This window comes from Novosphingobium malaysiense (genome assembly GCF_000802225.1).
Classification (GTDB): domain Bacteria; phylum Pseudomonadota; class Alphaproteobacteria; order Sphingomonadales; family Sphingomonadaceae; genus Novosphingobium; species Novosphingobium malaysiense.
The window spans coordinates 166,797-184,983 of record NZ_JTDI01000003.1; the positions used below are offsets into that span (position 1 = coordinate 166,797).

The following is an 18,187-nucleotide window of genomic DNA, read 5'->3' on the forward strand; positions in this document are numbered from 1 at the left end:
GAACGGGGCCCCTTCTGCGATACTCTGTGTGCCCTACGAAGAACACGCCGTGTCGCGTCTGGACAATTAAATTGCCCGGGTCCCGTTTTACAAATTAACCATAGATGATAACCATTTGAGTGTAGCAGTGCACATATAAGCGCCCGGTTGGCGGAGGAGATGCACGATGCTTGGGACGATGCAGGACTGGGAGCTGCGCGTATCCGCGCTGGTCGACCATGCTGCTCGCGAACATCCCACCCGCGAAATCGTTACTCACTGGGCCGATGGCCGGCGCACGCGCACCAATTGGCGCGATGTCCGCCGCGATGCCCGCAAGGTGGTCCAGGCGCTGCGGCGTCTCGATATCTATCCCGGCGACCGCGTGGCCACCTTGGCGATGAACCACGGGCATCATCTGGTCAGCTGGTTCGGGATTACAGGGGCGGCCTGCGTCTTGCATACCGTCAATCCGCGGCTTTTCGAAGACCAACTCGAATACATCGTCAATCACGCGCGCGACCGGGTCCTGCTATACGATGCGGCGTTCCAGCCGATCGTAGACCGGATGAAAAGCCGGTGGCCCACCATCGAACATTACATCTGCTTCGACTCCGGGGACTGCGCGCCTGCCTTCGAGGACTGGATCGCGGCGGAGAAGGGTGATGCCGTGTGGAGCCCGGGCGACGAGCGCCAGCCCTGCATGCTGTGCTATACGAGTGGCACGACCGGGCACCCCAAGGCCGTGCTCTACACGCACCGTTCGAACGTCCTGCACACTTTGGTGACGATGGCCCCGTCGTGCCTCGGGCTGGAGGCGCGCTCGTGCGTACTTCCGGTGGTGCCGATGTTCCACGCCAACAATTGGGGCCTGCCCTGGTCCAGCGCGGCAACGGGCGCGAAGATGGTCTACAGTCAGGTCAACGATCCAGCCGTGCTCTGCGATCTGATGAATGCCGAGGGGGTGACCCATGTCGGCGGGGTGCCGACGGTGTGGTTCTCGCTGTTCCAGCACCTCGATGAAACCGGCGCCGAGATGCCGCCCATCGAGGTTGCGCTTTCGGGAGGTTCGGCAGTGCCCGCCAGCGTCGTGGAGCGCCTCATGCGCTCGGGCGTGCGCGCGATGCAGGCCTGGGGCATGACCGAAACCTCGCCGATAGCGACCGTGACCTGGGAGCCGCCCGAATGGGCCGACATGAGCTTCGAGGAACAGGTCGCCTACAAGAGCACGCAGGGCCGGGGCATCTGCGGCAGCGAAGTGCGTATCGTCTCGCTTGACGACCATGCGCGGGAATTGCCGCGCGACGGTACAACGTCGGGCGCCTTGCAGGTGCGCGGGCCCTGGACGGTCAGGCGCTATTTCGGTGAAACCGACGATGCCGTCGGGGCGGGGCAATGGTTCGACACCGGCGATGTCGCGACGCTATCCCCGGAGGGCGTCTTGCGTCTGACCGACAGGACCAAGGACGTGATCAAGTCCGGCGGTGAATGGATAAGCTCGGTCGAACTCGAAAACGCCGCCGTCGGGCATTCCGACGTGCTCGAGGCGGCTGCCATCGGCGTTTCCCATCCGCGCTGGGGCGAGAGACCAATCCTGATCGTGGTAAAGCGCCCGGGAGCGGACCTGTCCGGGGAACAATTGCGTGAATTCATGGCATCGCGCGTCGCCAAGTGGTCGTTGCCCGATGCCGTCGAATTCGTGACGGCCATTCCCCACACCGGAACCGGCAAGATCAGCAAGAAGGACCTGCGCGTCCAGTACGGCGACTACAAGCTTCCGGAATAGGGGAAGGGAACGGGGGCCCGATGGTGCGGACGCCCCGCCTGCGAATCAGTTTGAATTCACTTTTTCGGCAGCGCTCTGCGCGGCGTTGCCAACCTTGGAGGCGGCATTGCCTACGTCGCTGGCAGCCTTGGCGATGGCGTTGTTCTTGGCATTCTCGCTCGTGGAATTCATGCCGAAAAGGTACATCGCGCCGATCACGGCCACCAGCAGGACGATGGCCATCAGGATGCCGACGCTGCTGCTCGACTTCTCCCGGACCACGGTGGTGTGCACAGTTGCCGGCGCCTCGGCCGGATGTTCACTTATTTTCGTTTCGTCAGCCATTCGATCTGACTCCTGTCAAATTGGCGATTGGCGGAGAAAACGCCTGTTGTCCCCTGCGGTTCCGGCCGCCCCCGCGAATGTCGACGTCGATCAGCGGTCCCGGTACTGCGGTTTTCTCTTTTCGCGGAAGGCAGAGACCCCCTCGGTAAAGTCCTCGCTCATCAGCATCATCACCTGCTGGCGGTTTTCCACCGCCATGGCATCCGAAAGCGAGCGTGCATCGAGATTGCGGTTGAGCGCCTCCTTGGTCAGGCGCAGACCCATGGGAGCATGCGCGGCCATTTCCTCGGCCAGCGCCAGCCCCTTGTCCAGCAGGTCCTCGGCAGGGACGACTTCGCTCAGCAGGCCGCTGGCGAGTGCCTTTTCGGCCACCATGAAGCGCCCGGTGAGGATGTATTCCGAAGCCACAGATGCGCCGACCAGCCGAGGCAGGAAGTAGCTGCAGCCAAGGTCGCACCCGCCAAGACCGACCTTGATGTAGGCGGCATTCATCTTGAGGTTCGGCGCGCCATAGCGCACGTCGCTGGCCAGCAGCATCGAGAAGCCGGCCCCGCAGGCGGCCCCATGACCGAGGCCGATGATCGGTTGCGGACAGGCGCGCATCAGTTCGAGAAGACCGGCCAGCGCGCGCTGCAGCCGCCAGTAATGCTGCAACTCACCGCGCGATCCGTCGTTGGTCCATCCGGCAAGATCTAGTCCGGCGCAAAAGGCGCGGCCCTCTGCGCGCAACAGCACCACGCGCACGTCCAGACGGTCGGCGAGTCCAGCGAAATAGTCGCGCAGCGAGAAGGTCAGGCTCTCGTCGAGAATGTTCAGCGTTTCCGGCCGGTTGAGTGTGACGATCTCGATCGCACCGCGCCGTTCGATCGCGATGGGCTGTTCGCCCGGGCTTGCCGCTTCTGACACCTCGTTCCTCCTGCGCTGACAGATATCAATCCCGGCCATAGAGGGCCGCGGGCGCCGGCGCCAATCATGGCGCGGCAATCGTGCTTGACGCTAAGCCGTGCGAAGCCGTGCCGCGCCTCGCCACATTGTCATTTCGGGCGCCGCCCGCCATCATTCCGGCGTGGCGAAAGGCTTCATCTCTTTCAGAATGAGATCGGCTCCGTATCCGGCAAAATGCGAATTGTCGCGCATCAGCAGATTCCCGTTGCGGTAAGCCAGGCAACGGCCATCTCGGCATAATGGCTTGTAGGGGTTGTAGAATTCGTCCGCTCCCGCCGCGGCCTTCAGCCGACTGTTATAGCCGGGAGAATTGCGTACCGGCGCATAGAAATCCTTCACCGGCGGGTTCCTGCCGGCGAGGCGGATCTGCAGAAATTGCGGGTTGCTCATGGCAAAATCGGGATTGTCGCCGATCAGGGCCACGTCGACCCCTTTGCTCTCGAGCCAGGCCACGGTTTTCGCCAGCCGGCCCAGGCCGATCCCGTTCTCGTCGAGAACCCGCTCCCAGTACGCCGACAGCACGACCCGATCGATATCGAAGCGGTCGATTATTTCTCCGACATGGTCGTTGTTGGCGCGGCAATGCGGGCGCATCGGGAAATCCGTGTCGCGGATGGGAGCGCAACCGGCCGAGGCGAACAGCAGCACCGGACCGTCGACACCGCCCCGGCCCTCCATGATCGAACCGGCATAGTGATTGGCGTGGGAATCGCCCCACAATAGCGTGGTGGGACCGTCCCCTTCCGTCGTCAGGAAGCACTCCTTGCCGCGCCAGTTCTCGAAACCCTCTTTGAGAAAGCAGCCCTTGGTATTGACTGTCTGCTGGTCGTCCCGGGCCAGTTGCATCGACAGGTCGCCGAATCGCTGCGGCAGGCCCTGCGTGGCGAAGGCGGCCAGCCCAACCAGCCCGAAGACCGATGAGCCGGCGAAGGCGCTGCTGAATATGAACTTGCGCGAAAAGCGGCGGCGCGATCGGAAAGGGCGCTCGACGAAGCGCCAGGAAGCCCAGCCGAGCGCGATGCTGGCGGCGAAGATCGCCACCTTTTCCGCCAGCGTTGGTTCGCGCAGCAGCATGTACTGCGTGAACGAGATGATCGGCCAGTGCACCAGATAGAGCGAGTAGGAAATCAGGCCGATGCCCACCATGGGCCGGACCGATAGGACGCGACCGACAAGCGTGCGCCTGTTGCGGCCGGCATGGATGATCGCGGCCGTGCCGACCGTTGTCGCGATGGCGTTCCAGGCGGGAAAGGCGGCATTTTCGTCCAGCAGGAAGAATGGCACCATCAAGGCCAGGATGCCCGCGGCTGCCACTATCTGCGCGGTCATGCCGTCCCTGATCCGCGGGACGATATCGAGCGCCAGCACCGAACCGATCATCAGTTCCCATGCCCGCGTGTGCGGCAGGTAGTAGTTGCCGGAGGGATCGATGAACGCCCATAGGCAACTGCACGCAAAGGAAATCCCCAGCACCACGAGCACCGCCTGCTTCACATGGTCGCGCGCCCATTTGTTGAGCAGCAGCAGTAGCGGGGGGAACCCGATGTAGAACTGTTCCTCGACCGCCAGCGACCAGGTGTGCAGCAGCGGTTTCATCTCCGCCGGCGTGGCGAAGTAGTCGGTCTGGTGCCAGAACAGGAGGTTGGAACTGAAAGCTATCGAGGCGACGATCGCGGCGCCCAGGTCGCGCAGGTCATCGGGGGTGAATATGGCCATTCCCACGATCGACACGGCCAGCAGAACCGCCAGCAAGGCGGGATAGATGCGGCGCAGCCTGCGCTCGTAGAAGCCCAGGATGGTGAAGCCGCCCTCGGCGATTTCGCGGCTGATGATCGTCGTGATGAGATAGCCCGAAATCACGAAGAACACGTCGACGCCGGCAAAGCCGCCGGGCAGGATCGCGTGATCGAGATGGAACAGCAGGACCGAAAGGACGGCGATGGCGCGCAGGCCATCGATGTCGGGCCTGTAGGCGGGGGCCGCATGCGAGGATGGCATCGGCATCATTCCGCCCTGGGCGCGGCCTTGCGAGCTCAACTGTGAATCCGCGATAGTAATGATCCTCGCAAGTCGGCCAGCGAGAGCCGCATCATCGATTTCTCATGCGCAAGCACGAAACAGCTGTTGGGCAGGTCGCTGAAGTGAAGATTGAAATGTGGGTGTCGAGATTCGGATCGGTAAAGTGTATTACGCTCGGCTTGGCGGTGCGGTTCCATCTTTCGGGCGGAGCAACCGGCCCGCCCTGAAAAATGAAATCAACATCTCCGTGCGGACCATCGCTTGGACGTCCCCGACCGCCTTCAGCAAGACACGCTAAAGTAGCGAGAGTTGGCCGTCGAGCGCAGGGCGCCGAAAGTTCGTCCAATCGAGGTCTATGTCGGGCCGTTCGATGCCGAGGCGCCTTGCCGCAACGCGGAATCGGCGGCGGAACAGGTCTGCCCACACGCCCCGCGGCTTCATGCGGGTGAAAAAGTCGGGATCGTTGTCGCGTCCCTCGCGCATCGACCGGATGGTGGCCATGACCTTTCCGGCGCGATCGGGGAAATGCGTCTCGAGCCATTCGCGGAAGAGCGGGGCCACTTCGTGCGGCAGGCGGATCATGATCCACATCGCCGAGCGGATGCCGACAGCCGCAGCCTCGGCAAGGATGCCTTCCAGGAAGCTGTCGGTGATCGAAGGGATGACCGGCGCGATCGAAACGTGAGCGGGCACGCCGGCCTCGACCAGCCGGCCCAGGGCCGCCATCCGCTTTGCCGGCGCCGCCGCGCGCGGTTCGAGCAGGCGCGAGAGATGCGGGTCGAGGCTCGTCACCGAAATGCCGACCGAGACCAGCCGGTGGCGCGCCAGTTCCTGCAGCAAATCGAGATCGTGCAGCACACGGTCCGACTTCGTGGTGATCGTCACCGGATGGCGCGTTTCCAGGCACAGCTCGAGCACCTTCCGGGTGATCCGGTAGTGTCCCTCGATCGGCTGGTAGGGGTCGGTGTTGGTGCCCATGGCGATGGGGGCAGGGCGGTACCCCGGCTTGGCCAGCGTCTTGCGCAGCAATGCGGCAGCCTCGGGCTTGGCGAAGAGCCGGGTTTCGAAATCGAGCCCCGGCGAAAGGTCGTGGTAGGCGTGGGTGGGCCGCGCGAAGCAGTAGATGCAGCCGTGTTCGCAGCCGCGATAGGCGTTGACCGAACGGTCGAAGGGGATGTCGGGTGACCTGTTGAACGAGAGGATCGAGCGCGGGTGTTCTTCGGTCACGGTGGTTGCGGGATGGCGCGGCGGACCGTCGATGGCCTCGATGCTGTCCAGCCAGTCCCCGTCGCTTTCGCGCGCAGGCAGGTTGAAGCGCGCGCTGGCCGCGTCGTTCGTTGCACCTCTGCCCTTGATCGCTGCCATGCGGTCATAGAACATAAACAGAACACTTCGTCAATCGGTAGTGGCGGCTATGCCCTTCCGGTCATGTCGGGCTTGGTTGATCTTCGCGAGCGCGCCCCGTAGGTCTGGGGCTGAAGGGAACGATCATGGCAAGTGCAACGCGCAGGGTAGGGGCCGAAACGTCCGCCACCCGGGCGCTCATTATCGACGCGACCGCGCAGCTTATCCGCGAGCAGGGCTATGCCGCGATCAGCACGCGGCGCGTGGCTGCGCGTGCGGGGCTGAAGCCGTCGCTGGTGCACTACTACTTCCCCACGACCGACGACCTGCTTGTCGAGGTTTCCCGCCACGGTGCCGACCAGAGCGACCGGATGATCGAGGAAGCCCTGGCCTCGGACGATCCGCTGCGCGCCTTGTGGGACTTCTTCATGGATACCAGCCGCACCGCGATGGCGCTGGAATTCATGGCCATGGCCAATCACCGCGAGGCGGTGCGCCGGCACATGGCCGAGCACAGCGAGGCGATGCGCCAGCGACAGGTCGAGATCCTCAGACATATTCTGGGCAAGCGAATCGAGCGGCTGGAAGGCTTCGATCCTGCCGGTTTGAGCCTGGTCCTGGCCGGGATCGGCCGCGCCATCGTCATGGAAGAGGGGCTGGGCGTGAAGACCGGCCACGCCGAGGCCCGCCAGATCGTCGAGACATGGCTGGAGAAACTTGCGCCAGATCAAAGCTAACACGGCCCGACCGGAGTCATGGCTCTGCCGAAGGGGCTGAACTGGTGTTCAGCATGCAGCCCCGCAGATCATTCTGGGAGTTCCTGCCATGGCCGACGTTATTGAAAAGACCCGCCTGAAGTTCGAGCGCATCAAGCCGAAAGTGGGAGCGCGGATTCTCAATTCCAAGGATGAGATCCTCTCCGGCGAACTGTCCGACGAGATTCGCGACCTGCTTGAGGAAGTCGGCGTGCTGGTCTTCCCGCAGATTGATTTTACCGACGATGAGCAAGTGAAGTTCACCAACTCGGTCGGTGGCAACGCCCGGGAAGTCCGCGGGCAGGAAGTGTTCCCGATTTCGCTGGATCGCTCGGTAAACCAGGAAGCGGTCGAATATCTCAAGGGCTCCCTGTTCTGGCACGTCGACGGCACGATGAACGCCGTTCCCATCCGCGGGTCGGTACTGTCGAGCAAGGTGCTGCCGACCTGGGGCGGCAATACCGAGTTCGCCAACTGCTACACCGCCTACGAGGACCTGCCGCAGGAGACCAAGGACAAGATCGACGACCTGCGCGTCGTCCATTCGATGTGGAATTCGCAGCTCTATCACTGCCCCGAGCCGACGCTTGCCCAGCTCGAAGACTGGATGAGCAAGGGCGAGGGCGGCAAGGGCGAACGCGAATTGCCGCTGGTCTACAAGCATTCCTCCGGGCGCAAGTCGCTGATCCTCGGCAACACCGCCGAGCGGGTTGTGGGCATGTCCAGCCAGGAAAGCGCCAAGCTGCTGCACGGCCTGCGTGAGCACGCCACCAGCGAACCCTATCACTATGCGCACGAGTGGACCTTGGGTGACGCCGTGATGTGGGACAATACCGGCACGCTCCACCGCGCCATGCCCTACGATCCGGATTGCGGGCGCCTGCTGCACCGCACGATCATCAAGGGCGAAAGCTGGGGCTGACGCGAGAGACCCCCCGCCTGCCTCGCCACCGGCAAGGCAAAGCGAAGATGGCCGCCGCAGCGATGAGTTGCGGCGGCCATACTCATTTCGGCCCGGTGTACCTATATAGGCCTGAACTCTCCGTCCACATTTGCGTTCTCAAGAGAGGCATTCGTGGCACGCGTGGCTCGACCGGTCATGTGGATCGCACTGGCCCACTTGACGGGCGGCGCATGTTGACGAAAATTTGGAAACGCAGTTCTCGTCCCTGAATCTCGGAGTATTTGCAATGTCGGTCGCCACCCAGACCAAACTTCGTACCGAACACGTCAAGCCGAAGATCGGCAGCCGGATCCTCAACAAGAAGGAGGAACTTCTGTCCGGCGACCTTGCGGACGAGATCCGTGAGGAGCTCGAAGCGCGCGGGGTCCTGGTATTTCCCGGAATCAATTTCACCGAGGACGAGCAGATCGCCTTCACCAGGACGCTTGGCGAATACGCGTCCGAGAATCCCGACGGGTCGGTGAGCAAGATCACGCTCGACGTGAAGGAAAACCCTTCGGCGGCGGAATATCTCAAGGGGTCGCTCTACTGGCATATCGACGGCACCCGCAACGAAGTGCCGATCCTCGCCTCGTTGCTCTCCTGCAAGGTGCCGAGCCCCAAGGGCACCGGCAACACCGGTTTTTCGAACACCTATGCCGCCTATGAAGAGCTCAGCGATGCCGACAAGGCGAAGTATGACGATCTCAAGGTCGTCCATGCGCCCTGGGCCTCGCTTTTCTATTACGAACCGGAGCCGCCGCTGGCCAAGATCAAGGGCATGCAGGCGATCGGCGAAAAGGTGCTGCCGCTGGTTTGGGAGCACAAGTCGGGCCGCAAGTCGCTGGTGCTCGGCTGCACCGCGCATCACGTGATCGGTGTCGATCACCTCGAGAGCGCGCAGATCATCCACGGGCTGCGCGAATGGGCCACGCAGCCGGATTTCACGTACAGCCATGAATGGGAGCCGGGCGATCTGGTGATCTGGGACAACACCGGCACGATGCACCGCGCCGAGTGGTACGATCCCAACTGCGGTCGCATGATGCTGCGCACGAAGCTCGAGGGCGAGGAGCCCTGGACGGTGTAAGCCGCGCTTCATCAAGCCGAATGCGAAAGGCCCGCCCTTCCTTGGAAGCGGCGGGCTTTTTGTTATGCTTGGAGCTCGCGGCCCGAAAACCGGGGCGTAGCGCTATGTCGAAACGAGGAGAAGAATCCTGCCCAAAACTTTGAAATTACTGGCCGCTCTCCTTTCGTTTCTACTTGCCGCGTTGGCCTTGCCCGCGGGGCAGGCCGCCGCTCAGGACAGCGCCGGAGACGGGCAGGGCGGGATGGTCGTGGCCACGCGGGAAGCCCCGCCCTTCGCGATGAAGGGCAAGGATGGCGAATGGCACGGCATCGCGATCGACCTGTGGCGCTCCATCGCCGCCGATCGGGGGCTCGACTATCGCTTTGCCGAGACCGACCTCGATTCGATGATCGATGGCGTGGCCGATGGCCGCTACGACGCCAGCGTCGGCGCGCTGACGATCACGCCCGACCGCGAGGAAAAGGTCGATTTCACGCAGCCCTTCTACACCACCGGTTTCGGTATCGCCGTGCGCAAGTCGCCCACGGCCTGGCTTTCGCTGGTGCAGAACTTCTTCACCTGGAGCTTCTTCAAGGCGGTGCTGGCGCTTTCGGCGTTGCTGCTGCTGGTCGGCTTCCTGTTCTGGCTGGCCGAGCGCAAGCACAACACGGACGAGTTCGCCAACAGCGCCAGAGGCGTGTTTTCGGGCTTCTGGTTCTCGGCCGTGACGATGACCACGGTGGGCTATGGCGACAAGGCGCCGCGCACTGTTGCCGGCAAGGTCATCGCGCTGGTCTGGATGTTCGCCGCGATCATCATCATTTCCACCTTCACCGGCATGATCGCCTCTTCGTTGACGGCGGGACGGCTGGCGGGGGCCATTTCCGGCCCCGACGATCTCGACAGCGTCACCGTGGGCTCGATCAGCGACACGGCGACGGACGAGTGGCTCACGCGCGAGCGCATTGCCTTTTCCGGCTATCCCTCGGTCGAAGCCGGGCTCAAGGCCCTGCACGACGGGAAAATCGACGCCTTCGTCTACGACGCGCCGTTGCTGCGCTATCTCGTGCGGACCGGCGATGCAAAGGACCTGCGCCTGCTGCCGGGGAGCTTCGGACGGCAGGACTACGGCATTGCGCTGAGGCAGGGCAGCCCCATGCGTGAGCCGATCGACATCGCCCTCCTGCGCCAGATCCGCAGCAGCGAATGGCATGAGGGCCTTGCCCAGACGCTGGGCCAGCGCGACTAGGATCGCGCTCCCAGGAGCGAGGCCACCCGTGCCGCAATCGCCAGCGAAGAGGTGAGGCCGGGGGATTCGATACCGAACAGGTTTACCAGCCCGGGTAGGCCATGGTCGGCTTCCCCCTGCAGAACGAAGTCTGCCGTTTCCATGCCAGGCCCGTAGAGCTTGGGACGTATGCCGGCATAGGCGGGCTGCAGGCGGTCTTCCTCGACCTCGGGCCAGATGCGGCGCGCGGCGGCGACGAACTCGGGCTTCAGGCCCGGATCGACGGTGTAGTCGATGGCATCGACCCAGTGGATGTCGGGCCCGAAGCGCGCCTGTCCGCCCAGGTCCAGCGTGAAATGGGTGCCCAGGCTCGCCGGGCCCGGTACCGGATAGATCAGATGCGTGAACGGCGCTCGCCCGGTGTAGGAGAAGTAGCAGCCCTTCGCGAGGAACAGCGGCGGCACGAGGTCCGGATCGAGCGCCTCGATCGTTCGCGCCAATGCCTGGGCGCCCAGTCCCGCCGAATTGACGAGGATCGGCGCGGCCACCCGCGTTTCGCCGACCTGTACAGTCCAGCGCGGCCCGTCTCTTGCGATCGAGTCCACCGGCGCCTCGCCCACCAGCATCGCTCCGTGCGCCTCGGCCTCGCCGAGCAGGGCGAGCATCAGTTCGTGCTGGTCGACGATGCCGGTGGAGGGCGAATGGACCGCGCCGGCGCAGGTCAGCTCGGGTTCGATGGCCCGGGCCTCGGCCGGCCCGATTCGCTCGAGGTCGTCGACACCGGCAGCGGCGCCGTGGGCCATCACCGCATCGAGCGCAGGCAGCTCATCGTCTCGGGTGGCGATGATCAGCTTGCCGCAGCGCCGGTGGGGAACGCCGCGCTTCTCGCAGAACGCGTAGAGCAGATGCCGCCCTTCGACGCAGAGCTGCGCCTTGAGCGATCCCTCGGGATAGTACAGCCCGGCGTGGATGACGCCGCTGTTGCGCGAGGATGTGACCGTGCCGAACTGCCGTTCGCGCTCGAGGATCATGACCTCGTGGCCGGCCAGCGCCAGTTCCCGCGCCACGGCCAGTCCGACCACGCCTGCCCCCACAACGATCGCGCCGACTTCGTCCATGGCCCCTTGTTAGCGCATGCAGCGCGCCATTGAAGGCCTATCGCGCATCATCCGTCGCAGCCGGCAGCCGCGCTGCATGGAAGGGCGAGGAGCGCCGGCATTCGCGCGGCGCACCGCCTGCGGTCCGCAGTATCGGGCGTGGGTATTATTGATTACCTACGACGGCCCATTGCCGTGACGGCATGATCGGAGTCAGCCTGAGGTGACCTGTGCCGTTCCGCAAAGGAGTGCTCAATGCCTTCTGCGACCGACCTTCAGACATCCCGTGGCCCGTCTTCCGGAGCCCGCTATGAATGGGTCGATGCTCTTCGGCTTGTTGCAGCGGTCGCGGTGTTTGTACAGCATTCGTTTGAAAGTTCAGGATTAACTTTTCTCAATGCGATTCCGCCCGCCATTTCGCCGGGGGTGTTCGGCGTCGTCCTGTTTTTCCTGATCAGCGGTTTCGTGATGCCCCTGTCGGCCCGCGGATCGTTCAATATCCCGCAATTCGCATTGCGCCGTATTTTCCGGATCATTCCCGGTGTGCTGTTCTGCTATGCCCTCCTGCTGATCGTTCCCTCGCTGGTGCCGCCACATCACCTGTCGTGGCTGTGGACGGCAGGCTGGAAGACCTGGGCGGCCAATCTGCTCCTCATCCAGGACTACGTGGGGGCAAAGGCGTTCCTCGGTGTCACCTGGACCCTGAGCCTCGAATTCGCCTGGTACGGACTGTTCGCGCTGTGCTGGCAGTGGCGCGGAGAGCGTTCCATCGACCTGCTCTGCAAGGCGGCAACCGTGCTGATGGTTCTCGTCACGGTAGTCTCGCTGATACTCGAGCATCGTGCGCCCATGGGCCGCCTGGGCATGATCTATGCCGCCATTATCGGGGCGCAGAGCTACCGCTGGATCGGAGGCGCGATCTCGGGGAAGCGCATGGCCGCGTGGGCGGCGGTGTTCCTGCTGGTGATGATGTTCGCCAATGTCGTCGCGTTCGGATATTTCACCAATCCGAGAATTACCTTTGCCCAATCGTTCTGGCCCTGGCTGATCGCACCGGCAATCTACTTTGCCGGGGTGGTGCTGGCCGGCCGCCGCGAAACCGGCCGCGTCACGGCCGTCATGGCCCGCTTTGGCAAGGTGAGCTTCTCGATCTACATGCTCCACTCGATCGCGCTCGGCGGCACGTTCTGGATCGAGGACGACATCCTTCGGATCGTGACGGCACTGGTCGTCACGCTGCTGGCCAGCTTCGTGATGTATCGTTGGGTGGAACTGCCGGGAATCGCAATGGGCCGCCACCTCGCCAGGCGCGTCGGCGATCGGTGGAACCGGAGGCAACGAGCCTTCACGTAGGCGCGGGGCGCGCGCTCGGGCGAAGCGCGGCGACCCCATGAACGCGATGATGATCGTCGACGCGTGATGCATCGCCGCCGGGCGGCGAATCCGCCAAGGAACCAGAGCCAGTCGACGTCCGTTCTGCCTTGCATGGTCTTCTGCTAATGGAACGTGGCGGGACCGGCAAGGAAACGGAAAACACAGGATATTCCCATGGCTTACTATATTTCCACCAGCCTGGACCTCCCCATCGCCGATGCGGCCGAACGCGTGGAGGCGGCGCTTTCGAAGGAAGGTTTCGGTGTTCTCACCCGGATCGATCTTGCCAAGACGCTCAAGGAAAAGATCGGCGAGTCCTTCCACCCCTACCTGATCCTCGGCGCGTGCAATCCCAAGCTCGCATTCGAAGCGCTCCAGGCGGAGGACAAGGTGGGGACGATGCTGCCATGCAATGTCGTCGTGCAGGAAACCGGGCCGGGACGGAGCGAGGTGGCGGCAATCGATCCGGTCGCCTCGATGCAGGCCATCGACAATCCGACACTGAAGGCGGCCGCCGAACGTGTCCGTGAAAAACTGGCGGCGGTGGTTGGGTCTCTGGGCGGCACGCAGGATGGCTCCCCATGATTTTCCGCCAGCTGTTCGAGCCCGAATCGTCGACCTACACCTATCTGTTCGGCAATAGGGAAACCGGTGAGGCCTTGCTGATCGACCCGGTTCTGGAAATGGTCGAGCGCGATCTTGAGGCCGTGCAGGAACTCGGTCTTGCCCTGGCCTACACGCTCGAGACCCATATCCACGCCGACCATGTCACATCGGCGTGCCGGCTGCGCAGCCTCACCGGCTGCAAGGTGGCCTATCCGTCCATGGACGACCTGCCGTGCGCGGACATAGGCGTCAGCGAGATGGCGCCGCTGAGCATGGGTGCGATCTCGTTCCATCCGCTCTACACCCCCGGCCATACCGAGACGCATCATTGCTACCTCGTGGACGTGCCGGGGGCGATTCGGGTGTTCACCGGGGATGCATTGCTCATCGACGGATGCGGCCGCACCGATTTTCAGGGCGGCGACTCCGCAGCCCTCTACAGGTCGATCCACGACAAGCTCTTCAGCCTTCCGGCGGACACGCTCGTCTTCCCGGCGCACGATTACCAGCAGAGGCGTGTGAGCACCGTGGCCCAGGAACGTGATCGCAACGCCCGTCTGGGGAGCGGGCGCTCCCTGGCCGATTTCCAGCGCATCATGTCCGAACTCGACTTGCCCTATCCGAAGCGGATCGATGTCGCGGTTCCGGCTAACCGCCTGTGCGGGGACTGTCCCGAAGAGGACTACATCCGGCTGCAAGAGCCGGAAGGGCCTTCCATGCAGGGCTAGGTGGCGGGCAGGCCCGGCAGCTATTCCACCGGGCGCCGGGAATCGAGCAGATCCTTGCGGGCCTCGGGGGCCTCCTTGCGTTCCTTCTCGACCATTTCGGCAATGACGGCATCGGGCGCGATGCGCTCGGTCGACTCCTCGATCTTGACGGCTGCCGCTGGGCGCTTCGCTTCCGCGGGTACGGCCGCATCGGTCACGTTGCGCAGCGGCAACGGCATGTTGGGATCGAAACGCAGGCGATAGATTGGCTCGGGCAGGCCGAAACCGGCTGCTTCCAGGGTGTTCTTTACCGCGGGAATGGCCTTGCTGCGTGCCTTGTACCAATCGGTCTTGTCCTGATCGACCCAGCCCAGGAACTTGATGATGATGTTCGAATCGCCGACCTGTTCCAGCCGGGCGCTGGGGGGCGGGTCCTTGAGAACGAAGTCGAGATTCTCGAGCGCCTCCACTCCCAGGTGGCGGGCCGTCGTCGGGTCGGCATCGGCATCGATGCCGAGCTCGAATTCGAAGCGCCGTTGGGGATTGCGCGTGTAGTTGAGGATCACGGCCTTGAAGACCATGCTGTTGGGAATGCGCAAGTGGTTGCCGTCGAGTGTCATCAGCACCGTGGCGCGGCTGGTCAGGCGGATCACGCGACCTTCGTACTGGTCGATCACCACCCAGTCGTTGGCGCGGAACGGCTGGCGCACGGACAGCATGATCGAGGCCACGTAATTCTCGATGGTATCGCGCATGGCAAAGCCGAGCGCGATGCCGACGATGCCCGCGCCGCCCAGGACCGCGCCGAGCAATCCTCCCGCACCGATCATCTGCAAGGCGATGACGATGCCGCCGATCACGAAGACGAAGCGGATCGCGCTGGCAATCAGTTCGGCGAGGAACGTATTCGGCGCCAGCCGCCGCCACAGCCATGTCGAGGACGCCAGGACATAGCCGATCAGGGCGATGATCAGCGCCACCACCAGTGCCGCCGCAATGAGCGGCAGCATCTTCACGAAGTTGGCGACCTTGTCCGAAAATCCTCCCAGCGACTGCACGCTGTCCTCGACCGAGAGGCTGCGCTCGATCCTGTTCTCCACCGTCACCACACCGACGATACGCGAGGCGATCTGCTCGGCGCGGTCGATATCTTCGGGGGTCGGGACCTTACCTTGCAGGGTCACCACGCCCTGCCGCACCGAGACGGACACGTTCTGCAGCGCCGGTACGGCGGCGAAGATTCCCTCGATGCGCCGCGCGATCCGCTCGTCCGCTCCTTCGACGCTGGTGTCGCCGATGGTCTGAGCGGGGGAAGCGGCGGGCGAGGCTGCCGTCTGGGCGGGCGGGTCGGGCAGGACCGCTGCCGAGGCCGGGAGGAGAGCCGCCACCCAGAACGAGAGCACCGTCGCCATTACGGCCAGCAAGCGTAATCCTTGGCCCGGGTGTGCGGCGCGGACACGTATCGCCTTGCTGACTTCCGATCCCACGCCCACTGCCATCCTCTGCCTAGCCTGTACCCGGGCGAAGATGGTGGCGTTCGGGCCTTCGTGTCAAACCGAATAGGACCTGACAACCGAAGCATGGGCCTGTCGGCTACGCGAAGGCCAGGCCGGGGATCTCTACGCTTGGCCTTGCGGCGATCAATGCTGGGCAGGTTTCCGGGAGCTTATGCTTCCGGAGGCAATTCGCCGGCCTTCTTCGCTGCCACCAGATCGTCCCACGTCGCCCAATCCACGGAATGTCCGGGGTAGGCTACGGTGTCGAACGGCCAGTCTTTCTGGATCCATTGGGTAACCCAGTTGTAGAGTTCGGTTTCGAAACCTGCGTCGTATTCGGCCTCGGTCACCCACATTCTGACCATGGCATCGTATCCTTTGACCGGGCTCGGATAGACATAGACGCAACCCCGCTCGCGAAGACCATCAGGGGTGAGTACGGCATAGGCAAAGGACGTGCGCTGCTCGAACCTGCCTTGCTCGGTTTCCATGTCCAGCATGGCATCGGCATCCGAAATATCCGGGTGGGGCCAGGCGGTGCTGCGGCTGAAAGTCTTCTGCAAGTGTTCGATGGACGACATGTACGCGTCGAAATCGATCTTCACCAAAGCGGGCCCCAGCGGCACGAGCTTGAAACCATTCGCTTCGACCGATGTCGGCACATCGAAATCTGCCGGAACGAACTGGGCCTTTGCCTCCAATGCCGGGGTGTCTTGAGGCGCAGACGCTGCTGCCTCCGAAAGATTGCCGGGTTGTTGGGATGCCCCCGCAAGCGCCGGGCCGTTGGCCGTTGTCAACATCGTCAATGCAAGCCCCGCGCCGGTGATCCGCAACTTCATCCCGCTACCTCCTCGAACCGAGCATACCGCCCGCATGCGCCCGAGGACCGATGTAAGCAGTGATTTTGCAGTGCAGCAAGCGCGATCATGACATGGCGCCCAATAACCGGTTGTCCCGCGCCTGCGTCTTCCCTCTCCGCCATTTTCCTACATGACCCACGCCTGCCACACTGCGCGCGGCATCTGTCTTGCCGTGCTCCTTGAACCGTTCAGATCCTTCCTTCAGCCCCTCGCGGGGGTGTGAAGTTATGCGTCGTGCAGCACCCTGAAAAACAAGGCCTTTATTGAAGTCACCATGGCTGGAGTGGGCGAAGTTTGAAAATTGAAGTTTGCCGGGCGGCCGCTCACGAAAAAGCCCCCTCCCGTCGCCGGAAGGGGGCCTTTGAAAGCCTTGGGGGCAGGGGGCTCAGCCGAGGCCCTGCTTGGCCATTTCCTTTTCGAGGTTCTCGACGATGGCCTCGAAGAACTGTTCGGTGGTCATCCAGCTCTGGTCAGGGCCGATGAGCAGCGCGAGGTCCTTGGTCATCTTGCCTTCCTCGACGGTCTCAATGCAGACGCGCTCGAGCGTTTCGGCGAAGGCCGTCACGTCGGGGGTGCCGTCGAACTTGCCGCGATAGGCGAGGCCGCGGGTCCAGGCGAAGATCGAGGCGATCGGGTTGGTCGAGGTCGCCTTGCCCTGCTGGTGCTGGCGGTAGTGGCGGGTGACGGTGCCGTGAGCGGCTTCGGCCTCCACGGTCTTGCCGTCGGGCGCCATGAGGACCGAGGTCATCAGGCCCAGCGAGCCGAAGCCCTGCGCGACGGTGTCGGACTGGACGTCGCCGTCGTAGTTCTTGCAGGCCCAGACGAACTTGCCCGACCACTTGAGCGCCGAGGCGACCATGTCGTCGATCAGGCGGTGTTCGTAGGTGATGCCGGCCGCCTTGAACTTCTCGGCGAAGCCTTCGCTATCGAACACTTCCTGGAACAGATCCTTGAAGCGACCGTCGTAGGCCTTCATGATCGTGTTCTTGGTCGACAGGTATACCGGCCACTTGAGGTTGAGGCCGTAGTTGAACGATGCGCGCGCGAAGTCGCGGATCGATTCGTCGAGGTTGTACATGGCCATGGCGACGCCTGAGGACGGGAAGTCGAACACTTCCTTGTCGATCACCTTGCCGTCTTCGCCTTCGAACACGAGGCGCAGCTTGCCGGGGCCCGGGATCAGCGTGTCGGTGGCGCGGTACTGGTCACCGAAAGCGTGACGGCCGACGACGATCGGGTCGGTCCAGCCCGGAACCAGGCGGGGCACGTTGCTAATCACGATCGGCTCGCGGAAGACGACGCCGCCCAGGATGTTGCGGATGGTGCCGTTGGGCGACTTCCACATCTGCTTGAGGTTGAATTCCTCGACGCGGGCCTCGTCGGGCGTGATGGTCGCGCACTTCACGGCAACGCCAAATTCCTTGGTGGCGTTGGCGGCATCGACGGTGATCTGGTCGTCGGTCTCGTCGCGCTTCTCAACCGAAAGGTCGTAGTACTTCAGGTCGATGTCGAGATACGGGAGAATGAGCCGTTCGCGGATCCACTGCCAGATGATCCGCGTCATTTCATCGCCGTCCATCTCGACGACGGGGTTTACAACCTTGATCTTTGCCATTCGCGAAAGCTCCCCTGGGGATGAGAATTTGGGCGTCTCT

16 protein-coding genes are annotated in these 18,187 nt (G+C 63.5%); 8 read left to right on the forward strand and 8 right to left on the reverse strand.

Annotation, left to right across the window (positions count from 1 at the left end; genetic code table 11):
- Positions 1–166 precede the first annotated feature (166 nt).
- Positions 167–1,765 carry a long-chain fatty acid--CoA ligase gene (locus LK12_RS08690; protein ID WP_039282261.1) on the forward strand — a complete coding sequence of 533 codons (1,599 nt, stop codon included), beginning with the start codon at positions 167–169 and terminating at the stop codon, positions 1,763–1,765.
- A gap of 45 nt (positions 1,766–1,810) precedes the next feature.
- Here LK12_RS08690 and LK12_RS08695 read toward each other — a convergent pair whose 3' ends face one another.
- The 4 genes from LK12_RS08695 to LK12_RS08710 all read right to left on the reverse strand — a co-directional run bounded on the left by LK12_RS08695 (position 1,811) and on the right by LK12_RS08710 (position 6,418).
- Positions 1,811–2,089, reverse strand: a complete 279-nt coding sequence (locus tag LK12_RS08695; RefSeq protein ID WP_039282264.1) for a hypothetical protein — start codon at positions 2,087–2,089, stop codon at positions 1,811–1,813.
- A gap of 90 nt (positions 2,090–2,179) precedes the next feature.
- A complete protein-coding gene (locus LK12_RS08700) occupies positions 2,180–2,995 on the reverse strand; it encodes an enoyl-CoA hydratase/isomerase family protein (protein WP_039282266.1) in 816 nt (271 codons plus the stop codon).
- A 150-nt stretch (positions 2,996–3,145) separates the two neighbouring features.
- Positions 3,146–5,032, reverse strand: a complete 1,887-nt coding sequence (locus tag LK12_RS08705; protein WP_197063503.1) for an acyltransferase family protein — start codon at positions 5,030–5,032, stop codon at positions 3,146–3,148.
- A gap of 315 nt (positions 5,033–5,347) precedes the next feature.
- Positions 5,348–6,418, reverse strand: a complete 1,071-nt coding sequence (locus tag LK12_RS08710; protein WP_039285012.1) for a PA0069 family radical SAM protein — start codon at positions 6,416–6,418, stop codon at positions 5,348–5,350.
- A 125-nt stretch (positions 6,419–6,543) separates the two neighbouring features.
- Between LK12_RS08710 and LK12_RS08715 the strand changes: the two genes are divergently transcribed.
- The 4 genes from LK12_RS08715 (at position 6,544) to LK12_RS08730 (ending at position 10,413) form a co-directional block, all read left to right on the forward strand.
- Positions 6,544–7,134: a TetR/AcrR family transcriptional regulator gene (locus LK12_RS08715; protein ID WP_039282268.1), complete on the forward strand. Its 591-nt coding sequence runs from the start codon at positions 6,544–6,546 to the stop codon at positions 7,132–7,134.
- 88 nt (positions 7,135–7,222) lie between these two features.
- Positions 7,223–8,074 carry a TauD/TfdA dioxygenase family protein gene (locus LK12_RS08720; protein WP_039282271.1) on the forward strand — a complete coding sequence of 284 codons (852 nt, stop codon included), beginning with the start codon at positions 7,223–7,225 and terminating at the stop codon, positions 8,072–8,074.
- Between the two features lie 268 nt (positions 8,075–8,342).
- Entirely contained in the window at positions 8,343–9,185 is an 843-nt protein-coding gene (locus LK12_RS08725) for a TauD/TfdA dioxygenase family protein (RefSeq protein ID WP_039282274.1), read from the forward strand.
- A 187-nt stretch (positions 9,186–9,372) separates the two neighbouring features.
- Positions 9,373–10,413: a transporter substrate-binding domain-containing protein gene (locus LK12_RS08730; protein ID WP_231568297.1), complete on the forward strand. Its 1,041-nt coding sequence runs from the start codon at positions 9,373–9,375 to the stop codon at positions 10,411–10,413.
- Here the strand turns inward: LK12_RS08730 and LK12_RS08735 are convergent.
- The gene (locus LK12_RS08735) at positions 10,410–11,510 is read right to left on the reverse strand and encodes an NAD(P)/FAD-dependent oxidoreductase (protein WP_039282278.1); all 1,101 of its coding nucleotides are present in this window, start codon (positions 11,508–11,510) and stop codon (positions 10,410–10,412) included. The genes LK12_RS08730 and LK12_RS08735 overlap by 4 nt on opposite strands.
- Before the next feature lie 234 nt (positions 11,511–11,744).
- Between LK12_RS08735 and LK12_RS08740 the strand changes: the two genes are divergently transcribed.
- The 3 genes from LK12_RS08740 to LK12_RS08750 all read left to right on the forward strand — a co-directional run bounded on the left by LK12_RS08740 (position 11,745) and on the right by LK12_RS08750 (position 14,197).
- Positions 11,745–12,842 (forward strand): acyltransferase family protein, encoded by a 1,098-nt coding sequence (locus LK12_RS08740; protein WP_039282280.1) that lies wholly within the window; start codon positions 11,745–11,747, stop codon positions 12,840–12,842.
- A 195-nt stretch (positions 12,843–13,037) separates the two neighbouring features.
- Positions 13,038–13,448: a DUF302 domain-containing protein gene (locus LK12_RS08745; protein ID WP_039282282.1), complete on the forward strand. Its 411-nt coding sequence runs from the start codon at positions 13,038–13,040 to the stop codon at positions 13,446–13,448.
- A complete protein-coding gene (locus tag LK12_RS08750; RefSeq protein ID WP_039282285.1) occupies positions 13,445–14,197 on the forward strand; it encodes an MBL fold metallo-hydrolase in 753 nt (250 codons plus the stop codon). The genes LK12_RS08745 and LK12_RS08750 overlap by 4 nt, the downstream gene beginning before the upstream one ends.
- A 20-nt stretch (positions 14,198–14,217) precedes the next feature.
- On the opposite strand, the gene LK12_RS08755 is transcribed toward LK12_RS08750, so the two are convergent.
- From LK12_RS08755 to LK12_RS08765, 3 genes are all read right to left on the reverse strand, one after another.
- Positions 14,218–15,600, reverse strand: coding sequence for a mechanosensitive ion channel family protein (locus tag LK12_RS08755; RefSeq protein WP_231568298.1), 1,383 nt, complete (start codon positions 15,598–15,600; stop codon positions 14,218–14,220).
- 242 nt (positions 15,601–15,842) lie between these two features.
- Entirely contained in the window at positions 15,843–16,511 is a 669-nt protein-coding gene (locus LK12_RS08760; RefSeq protein ID WP_039282287.1) for a hypothetical protein, read from the reverse strand.
- Positions 16,512–16,917: 406 nt separating this feature from the next.
- Positions 16,918–18,147: an NADP-dependent isocitrate dehydrogenase gene (locus tag LK12_RS08765; RefSeq protein ID WP_039282289.1), complete on the reverse strand. Its 1,230-nt coding sequence runs from the start codon at positions 18,145–18,147 to the stop codon at positions 16,918–16,920.
- Positions 18,148–18,187 lie beyond the last annotated feature (40 nt).